Genomic DNA, 25,812 nt, shown 5'->3' with positions numbered 1-25,812 from the left:
TATATATTCTTCAAATATGAAACGCTTACAGATTCTTCCCTATAATAGAAAAAAAAGGAAGAGCAAACCTCTTCCCTTTAGTTATAAATATGCACACTCGGCTCTTTAGCATCTACTTCTTTTACTATGAGCGCTTCCTGACCATTTGATGAGAAAATATTTGTCTCAACCTTTAAGTATGAAGGGAAATGGTCCATCATAAGTCCCGCAACATATTGAGTAAAGGCTATGACTTCTGCCTTACCATAAAATTGCATAGGTATATCAATTTTTAGTTGTATTAATTCATTATCCTTATAAAATCCAGTGCCCACTACACCAGTATAATTAGGAAAATAATTTTCTATATCTGATTTAAAATTAACCATTTTCATTGCATCATCACGGTAATCTGCCGTTGCAGCCGCCGATGGGAATAAATAATACTTCTCATTTATTTTATCCCAGTTGCTTATTGTGAAGTCATTTCCTGAAACTGAAGTCATTGAAACATAGTTTCCAGGCACAACAGATGATTGGCTTTGCTGACGGAAAATAGCAAAAGTGATCGGGATATTCTTAAATTCATCCATTTTACGTAATCTAGTCAAAATTTCTTGAGCGATTGCTTTCCCTTGCTTTAACATTTCATCCTGAGGAATTTTAAGCTCTCTTGGATAGCCATGCTCCTCTTGATAATAATAAACAGAGTTCATCGCTAAACCAATTGCTACTCCTTCAACTTTCACTTCATTTCCATCTTTTTTTAGATAATCCTGCTCTAAAATATGGTTTAAGAAAATTGGAGCTTGTTTAGCTTTTTCATCTTCACTTAAGTTTTTAGTGTCCGTTTGAATTGGATTCAATCCATCATTCCTGATCGACTTAGGATTTAAGTTAGCTGCTTTAAGTGCATCTTGTTTTGCTTTAAATTGTGCAGGAGTATACTTCCTATTCAGCCAAGATTCCACCGTTTTTTTTGTTAATAATTGTCCTTCTTGATACAAGTAATCTTTTGTTGAATATTGCTCTTGTACAATTCGCATTAAACCTAATTCAAATTCATTAATATCAAGTCTATTATCGACATTTGCAACGACAGCACCCCTAGTTGTACTAGGTTTAAACGGAAGTATTGTCTTGTAGTAATCATTTGAAATTGAATAACGAGGGATAATCGCGTCTTCCCCTTTTTTATTTTTGCTCTCTTGTACAACCTTATCTTCATTCTTTATTGTTAAGGAACAGCCAGATAAGATGAGCGAAAAACAACATAGGAGCATTCCTATACGTTTCTTCATCTAACTCACACCTTCTATTTATAAAGTGAACGAAATTAATCCGCCCTCTAGTTGATTGAAAGAGTTATTGCTGCCTAAAGCTCTTTAATCATTCTCTCTTCGTCCCAAATCTCGATATTTAATTTACGTGCAGCATCTAATTTCGAACCAGCAGCCTCACCAGCAATGACTAAATCAGTACTCTTACTCACACTTCCAGCTACTTTTGCACCAAGTGCTTCTAATTGCTTCTTAGCTTCACTTCTAGTCATCTGTTCTAGCTTACCAGTTAATACGACTGTTTTACCAGCAAAAAGAGAATCAGTGTCAATATTTTCTATTTGAATGCCTTTATATTCAGTATTTACGCCAACAGACTTAAATGTTGAAATTAATTCTTTTACTTCGTCTTGTGAAAAATAATCATTAATTGACTGAGCCATTTTTGAACCAATTTCATTAATACCTGTTATTTCGTCAACTGACGCTTCCATTAGTCGATCAATTGTTTGGAAATGCTGAGCTAATGTTTTTGCTGCCTTAGCTCCTACATGGCGAATACCTAAACCAAATAATAATTTTTCTAATGAATTTTCTTTAGATGTCGCTATTGCAGAAATTAATTTATCTGCTGACTTTTCTCCAAAACGTTCTAATGACAATAATTGTTCTTTCGTTAGGTGATATAGATCTGTAAAAGTCTTAATCAAATTTGCTTCGAATAATTGTGATACTACCCTTTCACCTAATCCATCAATATTCATTGCATCACGAGACGCAAAATGAATTAATCCTTCTCGAATTTGAGACGGACAGAATGGATTTACACATCGTAGTGCTACCTCACCGGCCACTCTTATTAATTCATGATCACATGAAGGACAATGAGTTGGCATCGCAAATGGCTGTTCATTCCCCGTACGACGATCTAATAGTACGTTTACTACTTCTGGAATAATATCTCCAGCTTTTCGAATTACAACTGAGTCACCAATTCGAATGTCTTTTTCTTTAATTAAATCTTCATTATGAAGCGACGCACGTTTTACGACTGTACCTGCAACACGAACAGGTTCTAAAATTGCAGTCGGTGTTACCACACCTGTACGTCCAACACTTAATTCAATATCAACAAGTTTTGTTACTACCTCTTCAGCTGGGAATTTGAATGCAATAGCCCATCTTGGTACTTTTGCAGTTGATCCTAACTTTTTCTGAGTACTGTATTCATCTACTTTTATGACGATTCCATCTATCTCATAAGGTAATGAAGGGCGTTTTTCCTTCCATTCCTCAACGTATTCAATTACTTCATCAATTGTCTGGCATTTTTTACGGAATACATTTGTTTTAAATCCAAGCTTTTGTAGATAGTCTAGCGCCCCACTATGCTTTTGAATCGAAAATTCCTCAGCAGTAGGGAACCCATAAACAAAAAATGATAAATCTCTTTTTGCAACTATTTTTGGATCAAGTTGGCGCAATGAACCGGCCGCTGCATTTCTTGGGTTTGCAAATAATTCCTCACCATTTTTCTCACGTGATTCATTCACCTTTTCGAAGCTAGCTTTTGGCATAAATGCTTCACCACGAGCTTCTATTGTGATTGGTTCTGTAAGTCTTAACGGAATTGCTTTAATCGTCTTTAAATTATGTGTAATGTCTTCTCCAACTGTACCATCACCACGAGTTGCCCCTTTGACAAACAGTCCATTTTCATATTGGAGAGAAACTGCTAAGCCATCTATTTTCAGTTCACAAACATACGTTACATCTTGTGAATCTTGTCTAATTCTTTGGTCGAAATCTCTTAAATCCCCTTCACTAAATGCATTTCCTAGGCTTAACATAGGGTGGCTATGAACAACTTTTTCAAACAAATCAATTGCCTGTCCACCTATACGTTGAGAAGGAGAATCTGGTGTTAATAATTCAGGATATTTTTCTTCTAATCCAATTAATTCATGTAAAAGTGAGTCATACTCGGCATCTGGCACTGATGGCTGATCTAATACATAATACTCATAGTTGTATTGATTTAATGTTGTTCGTAGTTCTTCAATTTTATCTATGATTTTTTGATCCATGAGCTACCATCCCTTCTACGCTTTCGTAATTGGAGCAAATTTTGCTAATAAACGTTTAATACCAACAGGGCTTGGGAAAGCAATATCTAATTCCATTGCTTCGCCTTCTCCTTTTACACTTACAACTGTGCCAATTCCCCATTTACCGTGAGAAGCTTTATCTCCAACTCGCCATCCAAGTGACTCGCCACCTGTTGTTCTCATTGCCACTGCTGGTCTAGAAACAGCACGTCGCTCAGTAACAACCTTCTTATTTGCACGATCTAAAAGTTCATCAGGAATTTCATTAATAAATCGAGATTCCTGGTTCACACTAGTGCGACCATAGAGTGTACGTGTTTGAGCATTTGTAATATATAAGTTTTTTTCCGCTCGCGTTATCCCTACATATGCTAGTCTTCTTTCCTCTTCCATTTCTTCTTCATCCATTAATGAACGACTATGAGGGAAGATCCCTTCTTCCATGCCTATTAAAAAGACAACTGGGAACTCTAGTCCTTTCGCTGAGTGAAGTGTCATAAGAATAACTTCATCTGCTTGTGACTCTTCTTTATCAGCTTGATCGATATCAGAAACAAGCGCTAAATCAGTTAAAAATGATACTAAACTCTTATCTTCACTACTTTCTTCAAAAGCATTTGTAACGGTTAAAAACTCTTCAATATTTTCAATTCTAGAAGCAGACTCAATTGTATTTTCATCTTTTAACATTTGAATATAGCCTGTTTTATCTAAAACTTCTTCTACTAGTTCAGTTACTGATAAATAATCTAGCATTTGCTGCCAGTTTTTCGCCATAGCATGAAAATCGCCAATTGCTTTCGTAATTTTCCCGCTTAATCCAACGAAATCTATTTGCTCTAAAGTATCAGATAAAGATAAGTCATTCATTATGCTATAGTTAATAATTTTATCAACAGATGCAGCACCTACACCACGTTTTGGCACATTAATAATTCTTGAAAAACTAATCTCATCATCTGGATTTGCTATAAATCTTAAGTATGCTAGTATGTCCTTAATCTCTTTACGATCATAGAACTTTACTCCACCGACCATTTTATAAGGAATATTAGACTTAACTAACACTTCCTCCATTGCACGAGATTGAGCATTCGTACGATAAAGAATTGCACAATCACCATATTGATGAATTCCTTCTTTTTTCCATTGTGCTAGCTTTCCAGCTACGAAATATCCTTCATCCTGCTCTGAAGCAGCTCTAAAATAATGAATTGGATTACCTTGTCCATTTTCAGTCCACAGTTTCTTCGCTTTACGATTTGAATTATTCGTAATTACCGCATTCGCTGCATCAAGAATCGTTTGAGTCGAACGATAATTTTGTTCTAACAAGATGACTTGTGCTTTTTCATAATCCTTCTCGAATGAGAGAATATTTGAAATATCTGCACCACGCCAGCGATAAATTGATTGGTCTGAATCACCAACTACACAAATATTTTTAAATTGTTCGGCTAGCATTTTTACAATTTTATATTGAGCATGGTTTGTATCTTGATACTCATCCACATGGATATATTGAAATTTACGTTGATAATACTGTAGTACTTCTGGAACACGTTCAAACAAATTAATTGTCATCATGATTAAATCATCGAAGTCTAATGAATGATTTTTACGTAGTCGATCCTGATAAGATACATAAATTTCACCAACAATTTTTTCATATGGTGTAAAAGCATCTCTTGAGTAATCAGCAGGTGTTTGAAGCTCATTTTTCGCACTGCTGATTGTACCTAAAATACTGCGTGGTTCAAATTTTTTTGAGTCTAAGTTTTTCTCTTTTAGAATGTTTTTTATAACTGTTAGTTGATCAGTTGTATCTAGAATAGAAAAGCTTCGATTAATTCCAATACGATCAATATCTCTACGCAGAATACGAACACACATAGAGTGGAATGTTGAAATCCAAATATCTTCTGCATCTTTTCCAACTAAATTAAAAATACGCTCTTGCATCTCTCTAGCTGCTTTATTTGTAAATGTAATCGCAAGTATATTCCATGGAGCGACGCCTTTTTCTCCTAATAAATATGCAATTCGATGTGTTAGTACTCGAGTTTTACCTGAACCCGCTCCAGCCATAATTAATAAAGGTCCATCAACCGCTTTAACGGCTTCTTTTTGCATAGGATTTAAGCCTTGCAATAATTCTTCTGCTGTTTTCATTTATTTCGTCGCTCCTTCATTCACAGCTTTCACAGTAAGTAAAGCTTCTTGTAAGTTTTCATATATAATGTTCCCAACAACAATTGTATCAGCAAATTCCTTCATCTCAATCGCCTGCTGAGTTGATGAAATTCCTCCACCATAGAATAATTTCGTATTGTTTACTACTTTTGAAACCTCTTCTACGACCTGTGGTGAGCCATAAGTGCCACTATATTCTAAATAAAAAATAGGTAGTTTTAATAATTGCTCTGCAACTTCCGCATAGGCCACAATATCTTCTACTGAAAGATCGGTTACTGCACTAGTCAGCTTTGCAGCCTTGCATTCTTCATTTAAAATACAATAACCTTCCATCACCAATTCTTCAGCATGAACTAAATGAGCAAATTCCTTCATTGCTTCCTGATGCATTCCAACAATCCACTTTGGATCATTACTATTTAATACTGTCGGGATAAAATAAAAATCATAACCCGGCGTTACTGCTTCAAGATTTGAAACCTCTAATATACAAGGTACTGCATAACGTCTAATTCTAACTAACAATGATAACGTATCATCTAGCGTTACACCGTCCGTACCTCCAACTAATATTGCATCAGTACCTGACTCGCAAATTTTTTCTAATTCATCATCAGAGATTTCTTTGTTTGGATCTAATTTAAATATGTGATTCCATTGTGAATAATCGTACATTTTGTCCTCCGGAATTGTTTTTTAACGATAAATTTATCTATTTATAAGTACTTTTTTATCAAAAATATAAATGTATTGTATCTTATTAAAAAAGGAAAAGTAACCCTACCTCCCATTTTAAGTAATAAATGCTAATTGTTTCCTATGATATTGAAACAATTAAAGGGAAAAATGGTAAAGAGTGATGTAGTCACTGATACTTATTATAAGGGGAGTTACTGTTGAGACCAAATATTAGCATAATAAATGCACTTATACGTATAACTGCTGGATTGACTATTTTAGCTTACGGCACAGCAAAGCTTACACGCAGAAGATGTAGTAATTCTGTAATCATTTTGATTATAATCGGTGCCATGAAAGTTGCAGAAGGAATTTTACGTTTTTGCCCAATGACTGCACTCGGTAAGAAATGTATGATTATGGCAGATAAACATGACGAGGAAGATTCATTCGAAGATTATATTCAACCTTCATAAAAGTAGTTTAACAAATCTGGACTTGAATGTATAGATAACACAGAACATTAGTTCTTATTTTTAAAGAAAAAGAAACTGTTTCAAAAATCGGTAAAAACCCGCTAGAAGAGATTAGGATTCCTAGCGGGTTTTTACCGATTTTTTCTTGAATTAGATTTTTGTTTTTCTAAAACTAGTTTGTTTACAGTCTAAAAAAAGAGTCGTCAAAGCTGACGACCCAGTGTGTAGACAAAGTCCCAAAAATTTGATTCTAAAAGAAGATTGCGAGCGCTTGTCTTTCGAGGCGCGAAGCCTGATGAGGAGCGGAGTTACCTTAAACGGTAATGAGTACCGCTTCACAGGCGAAGCAACGAAGAAAGCGAGCGTTTGGCGGGCAGTCTGAGACGACCCTTTCTGATTAACTATTTACTTTAATTGCTTTATGCGCAATATCGTGGCGATAGAATAAGCCAGTCGATTGAATCGTATCAATTTGCTTATATACATTTTCACAAGCTTGGTTAATTGAGCTTCCTTTATGTGCAATGATTAATACTCTTCCGCCGTTTGTTACAAATTCGTTATTTTCAAGCTTTGTACCTGCGTGGAAAACCATTGTCTCATCACTTACATTATTTAATCCATTAATGACAGCACCCTTTTCTGGAACCTCTGGATATCCATTTGCAGCTAGTACAACTCCAACAACGGCTTCTTCTGACCATTCTAATTGGATCTCTTCTTCATTTAAAATTGCTAACATTACTTCAGCTAAATCACTCTCTAAACGAGGTAAAACAACTTCAGTCTCAGGGTCACCGAATCTTGCATTAAATTCGATTACTTTAGGTCCTTGGCTTGTTAACATTAAACCTGCATATAAGATTCCTGTAAAATGTCTACCTTCAGAAATCATTGCTTCCGCAACTGGTAAAACGATTTCTTTTAAAGATTGTTCTACGATTGATTCAGGGATTTGAGGTACTGGTGAATAAGCACCCATACCACCCGTGTTAGGTCCTTTATCGCCGTCATAAGCACGTTTATGGTCTTGTGCGATTACCATAGGGTAAACCCGATTTCCATTCACAAATGACATTAATGAAAACTCTTCGCCCTCTAAATATTCTTCAATTACTACAGAAGCACTTGCATCACCGTACTTTTCATCAAGTAGCATATCATGAAGACTTACAATCGCCTCTTCAATAGTCATCGCAACAACAACACCTTTACCTGCTGCTAGACCATCTGCTTTAATAACGATTGGTGCACCCATTTTTTCAACATATTCCTTTGCTTCTTCAAAGTTAGTAAACGTTTCATATGCTGCAGTTGGGATCTCATATTTTTTCATTAAATCTTTTGTAAAACTTTTACTTCCTTCGATAATTGCTGCTTCTTTCGTTGGACCAAATACTTTTAAGTTAGCAGCACGAAATTCATTTACAATTCCATTCATTAACGGAACTTCTGGACCAACGATTGTTAAATCGATTTCTTCCTTTTTTGCAAATGCAATAAGTGCTTCATTGTCACCTTCATCAATATTGACAAGTGTTGCAACATCAATCATTCCATCGTTTCCTGGAGCAACAAATACGTCCGTTACATTCTCTGATTGATTTACCTTCCAAGCAATTGTATGCTCACGGCCTCCGCGACCAATGACTAATACTTTCATCTTGTCATCTCCTTATTTCTTAATGTTTAAAGTGACGAACTCCTGTAAAGACCATTGCAATTCCATATTCATCAGCTTTTTTAATTGAATCTTCGTCCTTGATTGATCCACCTGGTTGAATAATTGCTGTAATTCCAGCTTTAGCCGCTGCTTCTACAGTATCATTCATTGGGAAAAATGCATCTGAAGCTAATGCAGCACCATTTGATTTTTCACCAGCTTGCTCAATCGCAATTTTTGCAGCTCCTACGCGGTTCATTTGACCTGCTCCAACACCGATCGTCATATGATCCTTCGCTAAAACAATTGCATTTGATTTAACATGCTTTACAACTTTCCAACCTAATTTTAAGTTCTCCCACTCTTCATCAGTTGGTTGACGTTTTGTTGGAATTGTAATTGTTGCTTCATCTATTCCAAATGTGTCCATATCTTGACGTAGTAAACCACCATGTACTGTCGTTAATTTAGGAGCAAATGTAGGCTTAGTTTCTAAGTCTACTGTTAATAAACGTAAATTCTTTTTGCTAGTTAAGATTTCTAAAGCCTCTTCAGTAAATGAAGGAGCGATGATAATTTCTAAGAATAATTCATGCATTTTCTTAGCTGTAACAGCATCCACTTCACGGTTTGTCGCGATAATTCCGCCAAAAATTGAAACTGGATCTGCAGTATAAGCACGATCATAAGCTTCTTCAATTGTAGTACCTTCGCCCACACCACAAGGATTCATATGTTTTACAGCGACAACTGCAGGATTTGAGAACTCACGTACGATATTTAGTGCTTCATTTGCATCATTAATATTGTTGTAAGAAAGCTCTTTCCCATGTAATTGCTCTGCATAAGCAATAGATGAAGCTGTTGGCACCTGCGCACGATAGAATGTTGCTTTTTGGTGAGGATTTTCACCATAGCGTAAAGATTGTTTTAACTCATAAGAAACAGTATAGCTTTCAGGATTTTCTTCTCCTACTTGCTCTGTTAAATAATTAGAAATTAATGAATCATAAGCTGCAGTATGACGGAAAACTTTTGCAGCTAATCTGCGATTCGTTTCAATAGAAACCGTATTATGATCAGCTAACTCAGCTAAAATTACTTCATAGTCAGTCGGGTCTACCACTACAGATACAAACTCATGATTTTTAGCTGCTGAACGAAGCATTGTAGGACCACCGATATCGATATTTTCAATCGCATCTTCAAATGTTACATCAGGTTTCATGATTGTTTCTTTAAATGGATATAAATTCACACAAACTAAATCAATTGGTTGAATACCTAATTCATTCATTTGGCGCATATGTTCTTCGTTTGAACGAACGCCAAGTAAACCACCGTGAATTGAAGGATGTAATGTTTTTACACGACCATCCATAATTTCTGGAAAGTTTGTTACTTCTGAAATACCAATTACATTTAACCCAGCATCTTTTAATAAATTAAACGTTCCGCCTGTTGAAATAACTTCAAAATCATGTTTAATTAATCCACTTACAAATTCAATAATCCCTTGTTTATCTGAAACGCTAACTAAAGCTCGTTTTTTCATGATCTACATTCCCCTATCTAATCGATTTCATGCTCTTTATCTAAATCTAGTTAACTAAATAATTTCTTTAATGTTTCCACATATAAAACGTGCTCGACACTATGGACCTTCTGTTCAAGGGTCTCTTTAGAGTCTCCCTTTTCAATCAGAATTTCCTCTTGCGCTATGATTGGCCCAGTATCCATTCCTTCATCGACATAATGAACCGTTACACCAGTCGATTCGACACCAGCTAGGAGAGCTTGACCAATTGCGTCTTTTCCAGGAAATAATGGTAGAAATGAAGGATGAATATTTACGATTTTACCAGGAAATGAGTCTAAAATTGTCGACCCAATTAGTCTCATATAGCCAGCCAATACGATAAATTCGACATTTAACTCTTTAAGATGGGCAATAATCTCACTTTCATATTGCTCCTTTGATTCATAATCTTTCGCTGTAAAGTTAAACGAAGGAATATTTGCTTGATTTGCTCGTTCGATACAATATGCATTTTGACGATCACAAACAAGTAATTTCACTTCAGCATTTAATTCCCCGCTTACAGTTGCATCAAGAATGGCTTGGAAATTACTGCCATTCCCTGAAGCAAATACGGCAATCTTCTTCATTACAGAGAACCTCCACCAAAGGTTACACCTTCGCCTGATGTTGTTCTTCCTATAATAAATACTTTTTCTCCGTCTTCTTCTATTAGTTTAATCGTTTCATGTAGGTTCTCTTCGCTAACAGCTAGAACCATACCAATACCCATATTAAAAATATTAAACATTTCTTCACGTTTTAATTCGCCAATCTCTTCTAATAAATCAAAGATTGGTTGGATTGGCCATGAACCATAATCAATTTCAGCGCCGATACCTTCTGGTAGCATTCTAGGGATATTTTCAATGAATCCGCCACCAGTAATATGAGCCATACCTTTTACTTCAAACTTGTTTAGGACATTTAAGATTGGTTTTACATAGATTTTTGTTGGGCGAAGCAGTTCTTCACCTAATGTATGACCTAATTTATCAATATGTTGATCAAGTGTTAAGCCGCCTTTTTCTAATAAAACCTTACGAACTAGAGAATATCCATTACTATGAATACCATTTGATGAGATTCCTAATAAGATATCTCCTTCTTTAATGTTTAATCCTGTTACAAGCTTTGACTTGTCAGCAATCCCTACTGCAAAACCAGCAATATCATATTCATCTTCTGGATACATACCAGGCATTTCTGCAGTTTCTCCTCCAATTAAAGAACAGCCTGCTTGAATACAGCCATCTGATACACCTTTAACAATTTGTTCAATTCGTTCTGGTACAGCCTTTCCAACTGCTAAGTAATCTAGGAAAAATAAAGGCTCCGCTCCTTGAACCACAATATCATTCACACACATCGCGACTGCATCAATGCCAATCGTATCGTGACGGTCCATTTGGAAAGCTAATTTTAATTTTGTTCCTACTCCATCTGTTCCTGATACAAGAACTGGTTCTTTATAGTTGAATTTAGAAAGATCAAACATTCCTCCAAATCCTCCTAATCCACCAAGAACTTCTTGACGCATTGTTTTTTGAACGTGTTTTTTCATTCTGTTCACTGCTTCATAGCCAGCTTCGATATCTACTCCAGCTTGTTTATATGCATTCGCCATGTGATGATTTCCCCTTCCGTTCCTTATGAATAATTCAATTCAAAAGAGGCGGCGACTTTGATCACCGCCTCTATTTTTGTATATTAATTCTGAGAATGTACTAATTCATTTTCATCATAAATTACTGTTGGATAACATCCTGTAAAACAAGCAGTACATTGTCCTCTATTTGGACCTTCATGATTTCTACCAATAGCATTTAGTAATCCTTCAAGACTAATAAATTCTAATGAATCTGCACCAATCTCTTGGCATATTTCTTCTATTGTATTAGTCGCAGCAATTAACTCTTCTCTAGTAGAAGTATCAATTCCGTAATAACATGGATTTTTCAATGGTGGTGCACCGATACGAACATGTACTTCAATTGCACCTGCATCACGTAACATTTGTACAATTCGGCGGCTTGTAGTTCCACGAACGATTGAATCATCTACCATTACTACACGTTTCCCCTCAACGATCGAACGAACTGGAGAAAGTTTCATTTTAACCCCTTGCTCTCTAAGTTCTTGAGAAGGTTGGATAAATGTACGACCAACATAGCGATTTTTAATCAATCCAAGTTCATATGGAATACCAGATTCTTCTGCGTAACCAACTGCTGCTGAAATACTTGAATCAGGTACACCAATTACAACGTCTGCCTCTACTGGTGCTTCTTTTGCTAAAACACGCCCCATGCTCTTACGTGCAGCATGAACATTGATATTATCAATATTGCTATCTGGACGAGAGAAATAAATATATTCCATACTACAAATTGTGTGATTAACTGAAGAAGTAAACTGATCAGTTTCCACTCCTTTGTCTGAAATAATCAGTAATTCTCCCGGATTAATATCTCGGATATATTTCGCCCCGACTACATCAAATGCACATGTCTCAGACGCTACAACATAAGCATCACCTAGTTTAGCTAATGCTAATGGTCTAAAGCCGTTTGGATCTAGTGCAACATACATTGCATCCTTTGTTAAAACTAAGTAAGCAAATGCTCCCTTAATCATATTTAAAGATGCTTTAATGCTGTCTTTTAATGGAGCCGAACCATTACGTTTAATTAAATGAGCAAGTACTTCTGTATCAGATGTTGTTTGGAAAATGCTACCTTGCATTTCTAAATCCTTACGTAATCTTGAAGCATTTACTAAGTTACCATTATGAGCAAGAGCTATGCTTCCAGTATGTGATTGGAATAATAGAGGTTGAACATTTTCATACCCACCTCCGCCTGCAGTTGCATAACGCACATGACCAATAGCAGCTTTTCCGTGTAAATCGTTTAATTGACCTTTACTGAAAACCTCTGTTATTAAACCAAGTCCTTTTGCACCTTCAAGCTCATTTCCATTCGTTACAACAATTCCAGCTCCTTCTTGGCCCCTATGTTGTAAACTATGAAGACCATAGTAGGAGATTTGGGCAGCATCAGTATGCCCCCAAATTCCAAATATTCCACACTCTTCGTTTAGTCCTTTTATTTCAGCAAGCATGGGATCGCCTCTTTCCAAGACTGTTTCAGTTCCTCAACTGAAGCATGAAGAACTGTTTCATTGTTTTCATTACGAACTGTTACTGATGTTTCTTCTGTAACTGTACCGATTAACTTTGCATCTACTAATGCTTCGAATTGTTCTTTATGTTCAGGTTTAACTGAAAGTAAGAAACGTGATTGAGTTTCACTAAATAATGAAACAACTTCATTTCCTTCGATTGTAATCGTTGCACCAACTTCTGACGGACCAAATGTGCTTTCTGCAATCGCAACTGCTAATCCACCTTCAGATAAATCATGCGCTGAAGCAACTACACCAGCTTGAATTGCTGCAAGAATTTGCTCTTGGCGACTAGATTCGATCGCTAAGTCAATACTTGGTGCTTTACCAAAGATTTTGCCGTTTAATAATTTTTGAAGCTCACTTCCACCAAATTCTGCTTTTGCTTCTCCGATTACATAAATTAAATCGCCAGCAGTTTTAAAGTTTTGAGTCGTGATATGTTCAACGTCTTCAATAAGACCTACCATACCAACTACAGGAGTTGGGTAAACTGCTTCACCATTTGTTTCGTTATATAATGATACGTTACCACCGATTACAGGCGTGCTTAGAACATTACAAGCATCACTCATACCATCAGTTGCTTTTTCTAACTGCCAGAAAATCTCAGGTTTTTCAGGGTTTCCGAAGTTTAAGCAATCTGTAATTGCAAGAGGTCGAGCTCCTGAACAAATTACATTACGTGCTGCTTCAGCTACTGCAATTTTTCCGCCAACTTCTGGATCTAAATATAAGTAGCGTGCATTACAGTCAGTTGTCATTGCTAGAGCTTTCTTTGTATCACGAATTCTGATAACTGCAGCATCAGAACCAGGAGCAACTACTGTATTTGTACGAACCATATAATCATACTGACCGTAAACCCATTCTTTACTTGCAATTGTAGGTTGAGAAAGTAATTGTTTTAACGTTTCTTTTGAATCACTAATTTCAGGAATATAGTTTTCCATCGCTTGGAACTCGCCGTAATATGCAGGTTCAGTAGATGGCTTATGATATACAGGTGCTTCCTCAGCAAGAGCATCTACAGGTAAATTAGCTACAACTTCACCTTTATGAAGTAAACGAAGCATCTTATCATCTGTAACACGTCCTACAGATACAGCATGTAAATCATACTTTTCAAATAAGTCTACGATTTCTTGTTCTCTACCTTTTTCTACAACTAATAACATACGTTCTTGAGATTCTGATAACATCATTTCGTATGCAGTCATACCAGCTTCACGTTGTGGAACTAAATCAAGATTCATCTCAATTCCCATTCCTGCTTTTGAAGCCATCTCAGCAGATGAAGAAGTTAATCCAGCTGCTCCCATATCTTGAATTCCAACAAGTGCATCATTTTGAACAACTTCTAAACAAGCTTCAAGTAATAACTTCTCCATGAATGGATCGCCTACTTGAACCGCTGGGCGTTTCTCATCTGATGCATCAGATAGTTCTTCAGAAGCAAATGTTGCGCCATGAATACCATCACGACCAGTTGAAGCACCGACATACATAACTGTATTTCCAGCACCGTGCGCTTGACCTTTTTTAATATCTTTATGATTGATTAAACCAACACACATTGCATTTACTAAAGGATTACCTTCATAACATGGATCGAAGTTTACTTCTCCACCAACTGTTGGAATACCAATACAGTTTCCATATCCAGCAATACCTGCAACAACTTCTTCAAATAAATATTTAACTCTAGGAGTTTCTAGTTCACCGAATCGTAAAGAATTTAGAAGAGCAACAGGACGTGCTCCCATTGAAAATACGTCACGAATAATTCCACCTACACCAGTAGCAGCACCTTGGTATGGTTCAATTGCAGAAGGGTGATTATGGCTTTCGATTTTAAAAACTACAGCTTGCTCGTCACCAATATCAACGATCCCTGCTCCTTCACCTGGTCCTTGTAAAACATGCTCGCCGCTTATTGGGAATTTACGTAATAAAGGCTTTGAGTTTTTATAACTACAATGTTCTGACCACATTACTGAGAATAATCCAAGCTCTGTATAGTTCGGATTGCGACCAATAATTGATTTAATTAATTGAAACTCTTCATCAGTTAAGCCCATAGTGGCATAAATTCTATCATTTTCAATTTGCATTGGATTTGGCTCAAGAAGTAACGACATGATTTTCCCTCCAGTTTCTTACAATCGAACGAAATAGTTGAAGTCCGTCTGCTGAGCCTAATAATGCATCAACTGCACGCTCAGGGTGTGGCATCATTCCTAGTACATTTCCTTTTTCATTTACAATTCCTGCGATATCATCTAAGCTACCATTCGGATTATTTTGATAACGGAAAACTATCTGATTATTAGCTTTTAGAGATTCATAAGTTTCTTGATCACAATAGTAATTTCCTTCACCATGAGCGATTGGTACTGTAATTACTTGACCTTTTTCATAACCAGTTGTAAACATTGACTCATTGTTTTCAACAACTAGCTCAACCTGTTTACACATAAACTTTAATTTCTCATTACGTCTAAGTGTACCTGGTAATAGTCCTGCTTCAGTTAGAATTTGGAATCCATTACATACGCCAAATACTGGTTTACCTTCAGCAGCAGCTTTCTTTACGGCATCCATCACGTTTGCAAAGCCTGCAATTGCACCAGAGCGTAAGTAATCACCATATGAGAAACCACCTGGCAATAAAATACCATCAAATTCATCTAAATTCGTTGAATCATGCCATACGTATTCTACTTCTTCGCCTAACTCATCTTTGATTGCATGATACATATCAACATCACAATTTGAGCCCGGGAACACAATTACTGCAAACTTCACTGTGCGACTACCTCCTCTACCTCATAACGGTAATCTTCAATTACGATGTTTGCTAATAATTTTTCACACATTTCTTTTACAGTAGTATCTAAATCTGCAACATTTTTATCAATCAATAATTCCATATATTTACCGATACGAACATCTTGAACTTCGCTAAAATTCATGCTATGAAGTGCGTTTTTAACTGCATTTCCTTGTGGATCTAAAACACTTTCTCTTAATGTAACGAATACTCTTACTTTGAACATGATAATCCCCCTAAGCGTTTTAAAATTTCTTCGTATCCATCTGTTAAGTTACCTAAATCTCTACGGAATACATCTTTATCAAATTTTGCGTTTGTATCTTTATCCCATAATCGGCAAGTATCTGGTGAAATCTCATCTGCTAACAAAATTGTTCCATCATTTAATTTGCCAAACTCTAATTTAAAATCGACTAATCGAACACTGCATTCATTAAACTGTTCTACTAGTACATCATTAACACGGAGAGCAATTTCTTTAATTGTTTCAAGATCTTCAGTTGTTGCAAGTTTAAGTGCAGCAATATGATCTTCATTAATAATCGGATCACCTAAATCGTCACGTTTGTAGTAAAACTCGATGATTGGCTTTTCTAATTTAACACCTTCATCTAATCCCATACGCTTCGACAAGCTTCCAGCAACGATATTTCTAACAACTACTTCAATTGGTACAATTGTTACTCGTTTTACAAGTTGTTCAAGTTCAGATGTTTTTTCTACGAAATGAGATGCAATCCCTGCTTCCTTTAACTTTGAAAAGAGTAAACTAGTAATTGCATTATTCAAGCGACCTTTACCGGCAATTTCTGCTTTCTTTTCACCGTTAAATGCAGTTGCTGAATCTTTGTACTCAACTCTTACAATCTCAGGATTTTCAGTTGAGAAAATCCTCTTTGCTTTTCCCTCATACAACATTACTTGCTCTGCCATGCTAACAATGCCTCCCATATCCTCATTTAAACACCCAATAGAATTTATGCTTTATCTGATATTTGAATTGTTTGGCTAAGAAACTTTTTCTATATACTTAGCCAAACAATTTTTCTAATTAATTTAATCCTAAGCGTTCAAAAATTGTATCGACTTGACTTAAGTGGTAACTATAGTCAAAGCAATCATTAATTTCTTCTTGAGATAATAAAGAAGTAATTTTATCCTCTGCTTCAACAAGCTCTTTAAACTGTACTTGAGTTTCCCAAGCTTCCATTGCTTTTGGTTGAACAGTATCATAAGCCTCTTCACGTGACATACCTTTTTCAATAAGTGCAAGTAGTACACGTTGAGAATAAATTAATCCGTAAGTTCGATCCATGTTACGTTTCATATTCTCAGGGAATACTGTAAGGTTTTTAACGATATTTCCAAAACGATTTAACATGTAATTTAAAAGGATTGTTGCATCTGGTAAGATAATTCTTTCAGCTGATGAATGTGAAATATCTCTTTCATGCCAAAGTGATACATTTTCATAAGCCGTAACCATATGACCTCTGATTACTCGCGCTAAACCTGTCATATTTTCAGATCCAATTGGATTACGTTTATGTGGCATTGCAGAAGAACCTTTTTGACCTTTTGCAAAGAATTCTTCAACTTCACGAGTTTCACTTTTTTGTAATCCGCGTACTTCAGTTGCAAATTTTTCAATTGAAGTTGCAATTAACGATAATGTTGCCATGTAGTGCGCATGACGATCACGTTGTAATGTTTGAGTTGAAATTGGTGCAGCTTGAATTCCTAATTTTTCACACACATATTCTTCAACAAATGGAGGAATATTTGCATATGTTCCAACAGCGCCTGAGATTTTACCAACACGAACTGATTCAATCGCACTTTTAAATCGATCTAAGTTACGTTTCATTTCTTCAGTCCATAATGCTAGCTTTAATCCAAATGTAGTTGGTTCTGCATGTACACCGTGAGTACGACCCATCATAACTGTGTATTTATGTTCTTTCGCTTTTGTTTCAAGGATTCCAATAAAATTCTCTAAATCTTTTAATAGGATATCATTTGCTTGGCGTAGTAAGTAAGAAAGTGCTGTGTCTACTACGTCAGTTGATGTTAAACCATAATGTACCCATTTACGTTCGTCGCCTAATGTTTCAGAAACTGCACGAGTAAATGCAACTACGTCGTGGCGTGTTTCTTTTTCAATTTCATAAATTCGGTTTATATCGAAAGAAGCTTTTTCGCGTAACACTTTTACGTCTTCTTTAGGAATATCTCCTAATTCAGCCCATGCTTCACATGCTAAGATTTCAACTTCTAACCAAGCTTTAAATTTGTTTTCTTCTGTCCAAATTGCTGCCATTTCTGGGCGTGAATAACGTTCAATCATATTTTTACCTCCATCGGGCTTTGTTCCCAAATCCCTAGCTCTTTTACTTTTTGCATCGCTTCTTCTGTTGATGCTGCCATTATATTAATATGTCCCATTTTACGGCCTTTTTTGCTTTCTTCTTTACCATAAAGATGGACATTTAATGTACTATCATTTTGCATTACATTCAAGACTTCTTCAACATGTTCACCTAATATATTGACCATTACTACAGGCTTCAGTAATTCTGTATTGCCTAATGGTAAATTACAAACCGCTCGAATATGCTGTTTAAACTGTGAAGTTTCTACTGCTTCCATTGTATAGTGTCCAGTATTATGTGGACGCGGAGCTAATTCATTAATATAAACCTGCTCATCTTCCGTTACAAATAACTCAATTGCTAAAACACCTACAAGATGAAATGAACTCGCAATCTTTTTTGCATAGTTTTCAGCTGTTTCGATTACGAATTTCGAAGTATTTGCTGGTACAGATGAAGTATGCAGAATCTGATTAATGTGTACATTCTCTGCTATTGGAAACGTACTTACCTCTCCATTACGATTTCTTGCGACAATTATTGACAATTCTTTTTCAAAAGGAACCCATCCTTCAAGAATACATTGCTGTTTTTTAACAAGTTCTAATCCATCAGCAAAGTCTTCTTCGGATTTTAAAACTACTTGCCCTTTTCCATCATAGCCGCCTGTCGTCGTTTTCAATACCGCTGGTAACCCGATTGCAGTTACTGCTTTTGAAAATTGCTCCACGTTTTCTACTAGACGAAATGGGGCAACCTTTATACCTAAATTTTGAATTGCCGTTTTCTCAGTTAATCGATTTCTTGTTAGCTTTAGTAGCTCACTGCCTTGAGGTAAATATGAATGCTCATCTAAATACTCAAGTGCATTTACATCTATATTTTCAAATTCATATGTTATAACATCACTTACTTCCGCAAGCTGTTTAATTGCTTCAATATCGGAATACTCAGCCGTAATTTCTATATCAGATACTTGCCCACAAGGTGAGTTTGGAGTTGGATCTAAAACAGCTATCTTATAGCCCATTTCTTTCGCTGAAAGCGCCATCATTCTTCCAAGTTGCCCTCCACCGATAATCCCTATTGTTTGTCCTGGTAGAATTACTTTACTATTCATAGCGAATCACTGCTTTCTAATACTTGTTTTGTAGTGTTTTCACGACGAGTTTCTAATGCTAAATAAACTTCTTGATCTTGGATACTTAATATTTGAGCTGCAAGTAAACCTGCGTTCGTTGCGCCTGCTTTACCAATCGCAACAGTTGCAACAGGCACTCCACCTGGCATTTGCACAATCGATAATAATGAATCTAAACCATTTAAAGCTTTTGATTGTACTGGTACACCGATTACTGGAAGTGTTGTTTTTGCTGCTACCATTCCTGGTAAATGTGCAGCTCCACCAGCACCAGCTATGATTACTTTAATACCGCGTTCTCTAGCTGCCTCTGCATATTCAAACATTAAATCTGGCGTACGATGTGCCGAAACAACCCTTTTCTCATAGCTAATATTTAGCTCTTCTAACACATCACAAGCATTTTTCATTGTTTCCCAATCACTTGTACTCCCCATAATGACACCAACTACCGGTTTCATCTGCTTTCCCCCAAGTTAATTCGCTATTTTTTATATAAATTTTCAACAAAAAACGCCTAAATAGTACTATCCCCTCTATGTCGAGAAAGATAATCTACTTAGGCGTATACTAGTCTAACGTACACGTGTGATTAACTTCCCCTCATAGTCCAGTAATTTAAGGTTACTAGGTAGAAACTTTTGGGCCATATTCCCAAACTTATATGAGGTTTGCTAAATTTCCTATCTCTATAGTATCAATTTTTAACTCTTTTTACAATAAAATATGAATGTTTTTATAAAAAAATATTTTAATGTTCGTGTTTTACTATGTTTTTAACATTTTATGATGTCTAGTTTAATTAAATTACTGATAGCAACTGTTATTTTTTTATTTCTTATTCGGATTTCTAGTTACCAAAAGAATCATGTAGTACTTTTTTCGTTTAGTAAAAATAAAATAAGCTATCTATCCCTATAATAAATGGGAAAGATAGCTTTTTCAATTATTGACTTTTACTGAAGAACTGTTACTTTCGTCGGAGTTGATGTTACTGTAAACCCATCTTTCGTTACAACATCAGCAGAAATATAATATGTTCCGCTTGGCAAATCTGCTTTTGGGTACCATTTTGTATGAACTTCTTTTTCGTTTTTAAACTCGAATGTATCTACTACATTTCCATTAGCGTCTTTCACATTAAAATTCCAATCTACTCTGTTTTGAGCAAAGAAGTCGACTGAAGCCACTCTATTCTTGTTAATATTTGTTGTCGGATATACACTTCTGTTCGAAAGTACCATCCATTCACTCATATATTTCGCACTTTGATCTCCCCATACAGCATAAGAGTGATTAAATGCGTTGTCAGCTCCACCAATCACAATACTTTTTGGTTCGATATTTACTAGTAAAGTTTGTGCAGCCCCCGGTGTATAATAGTTTCCGTTAACCCAAACAACAGAAGCTATATATCCACTTTCATTATCGGTACCTTTCCAAGATATTTCGTATTTTCCATCTTTTGGAGTTACCCGAATATCTGTGACTTTAGGAAGTATTGAATCAACCTTTACCGGCATTTTTACTTCCTGTGGTTTAGCTCCTGGATAGTCTAATGTGGTACGGATAACATATTTATAATCTCCGTCAGGAACAACTTGACCAGACGCATCTGTCATATTCCAAGCATAAAGTTCATTATAGCTTGTATCACCGTATGACATAATATTCTTTCTGAATTTATATGGAGCACCATTAAATTCACTAAAATCTCCTAAATATTTCACTATTTTGCCTTTTTGATTTTCGATATACATTTCGGTTTTTGCTAAATTTCGCAAAGCTGTAAATGAAGAATAAATTCCACCTAAATGGTAGTTTGGAGAAATAGCAATTTTACTAAGATCAAATGTACCAGTCGATGAGTTATACCCTTTTGGATAGCGTTCAGAAGTTCCATCCCAAAGTGCTGTGTAACCTAAAAACGCATCCTTTTCCCACGCTGGTGGATCGATATTTCTTGGTTCATCCCATTTTCCATTGAAGCCCATGTACGGAATCGATAAAGGTACTGCTTTAGTTTGATCCTTTGGAATTAGGCGAACAAATCCTTCAACGAATGCATTCTTTCTTAATGTTCTAGGGAAACGAATCTCGACGTTTAGATTTTTCTCTTTTCCGGGTTTAATTTTTATTTTCCCGCCTTCTGTCCCAGTTAACTTTTCTCCATTTACATAGATAGAAGCACCTTCGATTCGTTTACTACTTAAAGTTAAATAATCCTTTGAATCTAAAGCTCCATCACTATCTAAGTCAAACTGCTTTGTTTTTGTTTCATCTGTTAAGAGGTCTACATTAACAGAGTATTCGTATTCTACTTTTGGATTTTTCGATTCTAGAGATTCTACATTTAAATTAAAGATCGCTCGATCGTTTTTAATTTCTTTTAATGCTACTGCTCCCGCTTGCTCTAGTGGTGTGTCTTTTCTTGTCACAATTACTGGTGTTTTAATTGCATTTTGAATTTGCATCACCCCCGACCCCTGTACTCGTGGTGAATAAGGAACTTCCCCGTTTGTTTTTGGATCCATTACAATACTGGATGTGTTCATTAATGCAATTTTGGCTTTTAATGCTGAATCTTCAGAATGTTGCAATCCCTTTTCATATAGTGACTGTAGCACTAATGCTGAACCACCTGCGACATGAGGGGTTGCCATTGATGTACCACTCATTACCTCATAGTCATTACCAGGTACAGTTGAATAGATGTTTCCACCAGGCGCAGAAATTTCTGGTTTAAAATCTAAAGTACTTGGTGCACCATATGAAGTAAAATCTGACATCGTATTTTTATCTGGATTATCGACCCAAATATCCCCATCTAATTTCATTTTAACAACTTGATTATTTGATAGTTTATTGATTAACTCTTGACCTACTACTTTACCTGTTGTAGCAGCTGGAATTGAAAATTCACTAAATCTTAGATACGGGTAATCAGGTAAATTATTAGGTGGGATAACAATAACAGCTTTTGCTTTATTTTTTGCAGCATTAAACTGAACAAACGAATAAGATGTATATTGATTATTCATTTTTGCTACAACGATTTTTCCTTCTACGTTTTTATTGTTAAAATCAGTTGGTTTCGAACCTTCACCAACATATACCATTTCATACTCTTGCCCAGGTGTTAAATTTTTAGAGAGCTTAAAGTTTTTTGTTGGGGCAAACATAGTTTGGTCTTGGAAAGGAAGTTTATTTCCATTAGCATCACCCAAAGTATTTAAGTGCATGTTTGAATTTTCATAAGAAGCAACTGATAAAGCAAATGGACTTACCCCCGGTGCACCTACTGTTCCAATATCAGGGTTTTCCGCATATGGTTGTGCTGCAGGCTCAAAAAATAAATTATTTTCTGTACTATAAGCTGAATTTCCTGCAGCAACCACAACTAGGGTACCTTGCTCTGTTGCTACACGAATTGCTTTTTGTACCGGGTCAAAATCTTCTCCTACAAAACCAGAATCTACACCTAAGCTCATATTAATAACGTCTGCGCCCATTGTAACTGCATGCTCAATACCTGCGATGAGGTCATCCTCATAAGCACCTCCACCTAAATCGGAGAATACTTTTTCAGCTAATAATTGAGTTCCAGGAGCGATTCCTTGAACCCCACCATTTACCTCGTCACCATTTGCAGCAACTGTACCTGCAACATGTGTACCATGTGGGCTTCCATCTCCACGAGGTATAACATCTGTATCATGATCAGCCCAATCATAGCCCGATGGAACTTTATCTGTGTACCATACATCATTTACTGATGTAGCGTCTAGTTTACTTTTAATTCCACTTTGCGTTAACTTTTCTTTTTGCTTACCCTTTTCAGTTAAAGTCATGTCCTTATGAGTATAATCGATACCAGAATCGACGATGGCTACAAGTAACCCTTCTCCTTCGTAGCCATATTGGTTCCAAACCTTTTGAGCTTGTACTAGTTCTTTACTCGTTGCCATCGTTTCATGGAATGTTCTCGCAACATTTACGTGAAGTACACCAGGAATAGCCTTAATTTCATTTAAATTCTGATATTCTGTCTCAACACTAAATCCATTAAACCCTTCAAAAAATCGTTGCTTTAATTTAGGTAAATTTGATTTAGATTTATGTTTCTTGTTGATGACATCGATTACTCTGTCCTGTTTTTCTTTTAATAAGGATCTTTTGTTCGATTTTGATGTGACAGTTGCTGTTGGTTGTTCAACCTCTACAATAAATCTAACCTTATCTGTTGGTTTATAGCTATTTTCTGGATCCTCTTTTTTAACGTCATGATAAAAGCTATTTTTATCTTTTGAACCTTTTTCCAGTAATTGCGGCACTTGGTTTTTTTCCGACTGAGATATAGATGTATTGTCTGCAAGAGCTGTATATGATGAGAAAATCAAAGAAGATATCGCTACAGTTGTCATTACTTTAAACGGTATTAACATTCTTAATTTCATAAATGCCTCTCCTTTTATAAATGTAAAATTATAGATATTTTAGCTTTAATACGATGATTAAGAGATTAGTAGTTTAAAAAATAGATTATCAATTTGATCTGACCAACTCTTATCACTATGCAAGTAAATACATACAATCTAAATGTACATTCATCATATACCGAAGTAAATTGGGGGAAATTGCCATAATTTGATGTGATATTTTTTTACAAATAAATACAAAAAAACTCATTATAAGCCATACTTAATGTTAAAAATGCTAAATAACTAATCGAAAAATAGAAAATCATGTCGGTTTTCTTTAGTTTTTCTGATTGTTTTCTATCAGTATTTGTTAAAATATAAAGAAAATTCAATTAATTAAGCGTGTATTTTCTCGAATGTCGAAGAAAAATAATTAAAAAGTACTAATACTTTCTTCCCTTAAAAATAATAAAAAAGGCGTACCGATTTGGGTGCACCTTCTTCCAATTAATATAATTTTACTGTTTAATAATACTTTCAATTTCTTCTATTAATTCAGATTGAATTTTATCAACTTTTGAAAAGTCCATTGCTCCAATATAGATTGCTTCTAATTCATCTCTGAGAACCTTAGCTTCAGCCAAGTAAGAAATTGCTTCTTTCATTTTCTCTTTATATAAATTTGTTGTTCTTTCAATTTCATCAGCATATTTCTCATCCGTACCCGGTGTTATGCATCTTTCGTACATATCAATAATCTCATCATTTTCACGATCAGGAAAATATTCATGTGGTGCTGTACTATCAAAGATTGCAATACTTTTTTCAGGAATAATTACCATGTCAAGGCTGTTTGGATCAAACCCACAATGATATATCTCTACATCAAAGCCTCTTTCTTCTCCTGCAGCTGCTATCTTCTTTAACATCGTTGATTTACCGGAACCAGCTCTACCTTTAATAAAATAACGTTTTTCAATGTCTTCTGTTAAATTTTGAACATAATCTACTGCACCACTTGGCGTTGCTGCACCTAAAAATCGATGTTTTACTTTAGAGTCTTTTTCATTATTACGATCATTACCATAGAAAAGCGCTATCAATTCATTCGTTAGTTTATTAGCTTCTACAAAATCCATATTTGAAATATAAACTTCTTCAATCCCATCATGAGCCTTTAAAGATGCTGCAAATGTGTCATAAGCTTTCTGAAACTTCTTAGAAATTTCATCATTTAGTGATAGGATTGCTTCTTTGTGTAAAGACAACTCCTTAGAGTCCCATGCAACACCTAAATTTACATATTCTTCAATAACACCCGGAGCTTTAGGTTCAATTACATGTGGGGCTGTACCATCCACTATACCTATTTGAAATTTTGGGATAATTAATCCATCAATTGAATTAGTATCTGAGGAACAATGTAAATATTCAATATCAATCCCTTTGTTTACAATCAATTCACCAATCGACTTCATTAATGTTGACTTACCAGTACCAGGACCACCTTTTAGAATGAATAGTTTATCTAAACCCTCTAAAGCTGAGTCATAGAGATTATAAAACCCTTTTGCAGTATTACCACCTGCATAATAATTGAGTATTTTTCCTCTCATCTTTTTCCCTCCATTCAATCTAAACTATGTAGATTTCTATTTAAGGGTGTTTGCCCAGCATTAATATTATTGTTTACTTTATTAATTTTTATCATTTTGAAAAGAAACATGTACCTTTTTCATTTTATTTATTATTTGTCCTTTAACTTGGCATTTTCCTATTTTATCTATTTATGGCAGCTTCTATTAAAATTATGCGAAGTAATCGCATATTTAAATATAAACAAAAAACAAAGCATCAGCTTATTAGCTGATGCTTTGTTTACCAGGCGACGTTCTAC

At 35.5% G+C, this 25,812-nt stretch carries 19 protein-coding genes and 1 riboswitch; of the genes, 1 reads left to right on the top strand and 18 read right to left on the bottom strand.

The features are described 5' to 3' along the window. Positions 1–77 precede the first annotated feature (77 nt). From COC46_RS12165 to pcrB, 4 genes are all read right to left on the bottom strand, one after another. Positions 78–1,280, bottom strand: coding sequence for a CamS family sex pheromone protein (locus COC46_RS12165; protein ID WP_098809983.1), 1,203 nt, complete (start codon positions 1,278–1,280; stop codon positions 78–80). Positions 1,281–1,354: 74 nt separating this feature from the next. Next, positions 1,355–3,346, bottom strand: a complete 1,992-nt coding sequence (ligA, locus tag COC46_RS12160) for an NAD-dependent DNA ligase LigA (RefSeq protein ID WP_098809982.1) — start codon at positions 3,344–3,346, stop codon at positions 1,355–1,357. Between the two features lie 15 nt (positions 3,347–3,361). Beyond that, a complete protein-coding gene (gene pcrA / locus COC46_RS12155) occupies positions 3,362–5,539 on the bottom strand; it encodes a DNA helicase PcrA (protein WP_098809981.1) in 2,178 nt (725 codons plus the stop codon). Beyond that, the gene (gene pcrB / locus COC46_RS12150) at positions 5,540–6,238 is read right to left on the bottom strand and encodes a heptaprenylglyceryl phosphate synthase (RefSeq protein WP_098809980.1); all 699 of its coding nucleotides are present in this window, start codon (positions 6,236–6,238) and stop codon (positions 5,540–5,542) included. Between the two features lie 221 nt (positions 6,239–6,459). Between pcrB and COC46_RS12145 the strand changes: the two genes are divergently transcribed. Continuing rightward, positions 6,460–6,717 carry a YgaP family membrane protein gene (locus COC46_RS12145; protein ID WP_255294891.1) on the top strand — a complete coding sequence of 86 codons (258 nt, stop codon included), beginning with the start codon at positions 6,460–6,462 and terminating at the stop codon, positions 6,715–6,717. A gap of 397 nt (positions 6,718–7,114) precedes the next feature. Here the strand turns inward: COC46_RS12145 and purD are convergent, their stop codons facing one another. The 14 genes from purD to COC46_RS12075 all read right to left on the bottom strand — a co-directional run bounded on the left by purD (position 7,115) and on the right by COC46_RS12075 (position 25,531). After that, positions 7,115–8,380 (bottom strand): phosphoribosylamine--glycine ligase, encoded by a 1,266-nt coding sequence (gene purD / locus COC46_RS12140; RefSeq protein WP_098809978.1) that lies wholly within the window; start codon positions 8,378–8,380, stop codon positions 7,115–7,117. Between the two features lie 19 nt (positions 8,381–8,399). Then, positions 8,400–9,935 carry a bifunctional phosphoribosylaminoimidazolecarboxamide formyltransferase/IMP cyclohydrolase gene (purH, locus tag COC46_RS12135; RefSeq protein WP_098809977.1) on the bottom strand — a complete coding sequence of 512 codons (1,536 nt, stop codon included), beginning with the start codon at positions 9,933–9,935 and terminating at the stop codon, positions 8,400–8,402. Between the two features lie 50 nt (positions 9,936–9,985). Continuing rightward, entirely contained in the window at positions 9,986–10,549 is a 564-nt protein-coding gene (purN, locus tag COC46_RS12130) for a phosphoribosylglycinamide formyltransferase (RefSeq protein WP_098809976.1), read from the bottom strand. Beyond that, positions 10,549–11,586, bottom strand: a complete 1,038-nt coding sequence (gene purM / locus COC46_RS12125; protein WP_098809975.1) for a phosphoribosylformylglycinamidine cyclo-ligase — start codon at positions 11,584–11,586, stop codon at positions 10,549–10,551. Before purM ends, purN begins: the two co-directional genes overlap by 1 nt. Before the next feature lie 83 nt (positions 11,587–11,669). Continuing rightward, positions 11,670–13,082, bottom strand: coding sequence for an amidophosphoribosyltransferase (gene purF, locus COC46_RS12120; RefSeq protein ID WP_098809974.1), 1,413 nt, complete (start codon positions 13,080–13,082; stop codon positions 11,670–11,672). Then, the gene (gene purL, locus COC46_RS12115; RefSeq protein WP_098809973.1) at positions 13,067–15,286 is read right to left on the bottom strand and encodes a phosphoribosylformylglycinamidine synthase subunit PurL; all 2,220 of its coding nucleotides are present in this window, start codon (positions 15,284–15,286) and stop codon (positions 13,067–13,069) included. The genes purF and purL overlap by 16 nt, the downstream gene beginning before the upstream one ends. After that, a complete protein-coding gene (purQ, locus tag COC46_RS12110) occupies positions 15,270–15,953 on the bottom strand; it encodes a phosphoribosylformylglycinamidine synthase subunit PurQ (RefSeq protein ID WP_098118148.1) in 684 nt (227 codons plus the stop codon). The genes purL and purQ overlap by 17 nt, the downstream gene beginning before the upstream one ends. Continuing rightward, positions 15,950–16,204, bottom strand: coding sequence for a phosphoribosylformylglycinamidine synthase subunit PurS (gene purS, locus COC46_RS12105; protein ID WP_069032645.1), 255 nt, complete (start codon positions 16,202–16,204; stop codon positions 15,950–15,952). Before purS ends, purQ begins: the two co-directional genes overlap by 4 nt. Further along, positions 16,192–16,914, bottom strand: a complete 723-nt coding sequence (gene purC, locus COC46_RS12100; RefSeq protein ID WP_098809972.1) for a phosphoribosylaminoimidazolesuccinocarboxamide synthase — start codon at positions 16,912–16,914, stop codon at positions 16,192–16,194. Before purC ends, purS begins: the two co-directional genes overlap by 13 nt. A gap of 118 nt (positions 16,915–17,032) precedes the next feature. Continuing rightward, positions 17,033–18,328 carry an adenylosuccinate lyase gene (gene purB, locus COC46_RS12095; RefSeq protein ID WP_098809971.1) on the bottom strand — a complete coding sequence of 432 codons (1,296 nt, stop codon included), beginning with the start codon at positions 18,326–18,328 and terminating at the stop codon, positions 17,033–17,035. Beyond that, a complete protein-coding gene (purK, locus tag COC46_RS12090) occupies positions 18,325–19,473 on the bottom strand; it encodes a 5-(carboxyamino)imidazole ribonucleotide synthase (protein WP_098809970.1) in 1,149 nt (382 codons plus the stop codon). The genes purB and purK overlap by 4 nt, the downstream gene beginning before the upstream one ends. Continuing rightward, positions 19,470–19,955 carry a 5-(carboxyamino)imidazole ribonucleotide mutase gene (gene purE, locus COC46_RS12085; protein ID WP_098809969.1) on the bottom strand — a complete coding sequence of 162 codons (486 nt, stop codon included), beginning with the start codon at positions 19,953–19,955 and terminating at the stop codon, positions 19,470–19,472. Before purE ends, purK begins: the two co-directional genes overlap by 4 nt. 125 nt (positions 19,956–20,080) lie before the next feature. Then, positions 20,081–20,182, bottom strand: a riboswitch (purine riboswitch). 268 nt (positions 20,183–20,450) lie between these two features. Further along, positions 20,451–23,951, bottom strand: coding sequence for a S8 family serine peptidase (locus COC46_RS12080; RefSeq protein WP_098809968.1), 3,501 nt, complete (start codon positions 23,949–23,951; stop codon positions 20,451–20,453). A 482-nt stretch (positions 23,952–24,433) separates the two neighbouring features. Then, positions 24,434–25,531 carry a PRK06851 family protein gene (locus tag COC46_RS12075; RefSeq protein WP_098809967.1) on the bottom strand — a complete coding sequence of 366 codons (1,098 nt, stop codon included), beginning with the start codon at positions 25,529–25,531 and terminating at the stop codon, positions 24,434–24,436. Positions 25,532–25,812 lie beyond the last annotated feature (281 nt).

The sequence above is a fragment of the Bacillus sp. AFS041924 genome (genome assembly GCF_002577195.1).
Classification (GTDB): domain Bacteria; phylum Bacillota; class Bacilli; order Bacillales; family Bacillaceae_G; genus Gottfriedia.
This window is presented reverse-complemented; position numbering and strand designations above follow the sequence as displayed.

What these genes read in the sequence shown, in the direction of transcription:
- purL (WP_098809973.1), bottom strand. Translation starts at nt 15,286, where the DNA reads ATGTCGTTACTTCTTGAGCCAAATCCAATGCAAATTGAAAATGATAGA.
- purK (WP_098809970.1), bottom strand. Translation starts at nt 19,473, where the DNA reads ATGAATAGTAAAGTAATTCTACCAGGACAAACAATAGGGATTATCGGT.
- purF (WP_098809974.1), bottom strand. Translation starts at nt 13,082, where the DNA reads ATGCTTGCTGAAATAAAAGGACTAAACGAAGAGTGTGGAATATTTGGA.
- pcrA (WP_098809981.1), bottom strand. Translation starts at nt 5,539, where the DNA reads ATGAAAACAGCAGAAGAATTATTGCAAGGCTTAAATCCTATGCAAAAA.
- purD (WP_098809978.1), bottom strand. Translation starts at nt 8,380, where the DNA reads ATGAAAGTATTAGTCATTGGTCGCGGAGGCCGTGAGCATACAATTGCT.
- COC46_RS12165 (WP_098809983.1), bottom strand. Translation starts at nt 1,280, where the DNA reads ATGAAGAAACGTATAGGAATGCTCCTATGTTGTTTTTCGCTCATCTTA.
- purE (WP_098809969.1), bottom strand. Translation starts at nt 19,955, where the DNA reads ATGAAACCGGTAGTTGGTGTCATTATGGGGAGTACAAGTGATTGGGAA.
- purS (WP_069032645.1), bottom strand. Translation starts at nt 16,204, where the DNA reads ATGTTCAAAGTAAGAGTATTCGTTACATTAAGAGAAAGTGTTTTAGAT.
- pcrB (WP_098809980.1), bottom strand. Translation starts at nt 6,238, where the DNA reads ATGTACGATTATTCACAATGGAATCACATATTTAAATTAGATCCAAAC.
- ligA (WP_098809982.1), bottom strand. Translation starts at nt 3,346, where the DNA reads ATGGATCAAAAAATCATAGATAAAATTGAAGAACTACGAACAACATTA.
- purM (WP_098809975.1), bottom strand. Translation starts at nt 11,586, where the DNA reads ATGGCGAATGCATATAAACAAGCTGGAGTAGATATCGAAGCTGGCTAT.
- purN (WP_098809976.1), bottom strand. Translation starts at nt 10,549, where the DNA reads ATGAAGAAGATTGCCGTATTTGCTTCAGGGAATGGCAGTAATTTCCAA.
- purC (WP_098809972.1), bottom strand. Translation starts at nt 16,914, where the DNA reads ATGGCAGAGCAAGTAATGTTGTATGAGGGAAAAGCAAAGAGGATTTTC.
- COC46_RS12080 (WP_098809968.1), bottom strand. Translation starts at nt 23,951, where the DNA reads ATGAAATTAAGAATGTTAATACCGTTTAAAGTAATGACAACTGTAGCG.
- purH (WP_098809977.1), bottom strand. Translation starts at nt 9,935, where the DNA reads ATGAAAAAACGAGCTTTAGTTAGCGTTTCAGATAAACAAGGGATTATT.
- COC46_RS12075 (WP_098809967.1), bottom strand. Translation starts at nt 25,531, where the DNA reads ATGAGAGGAAAAATACTCAATTATTATGCAGGTGGTAATACTGCAAAA.
- purB (WP_098809971.1), bottom strand. Translation starts at nt 18,328, where the DNA reads ATGATTGAACGTTATTCACGCCCAGAAATGGCAGCAATTTGGACAGAA.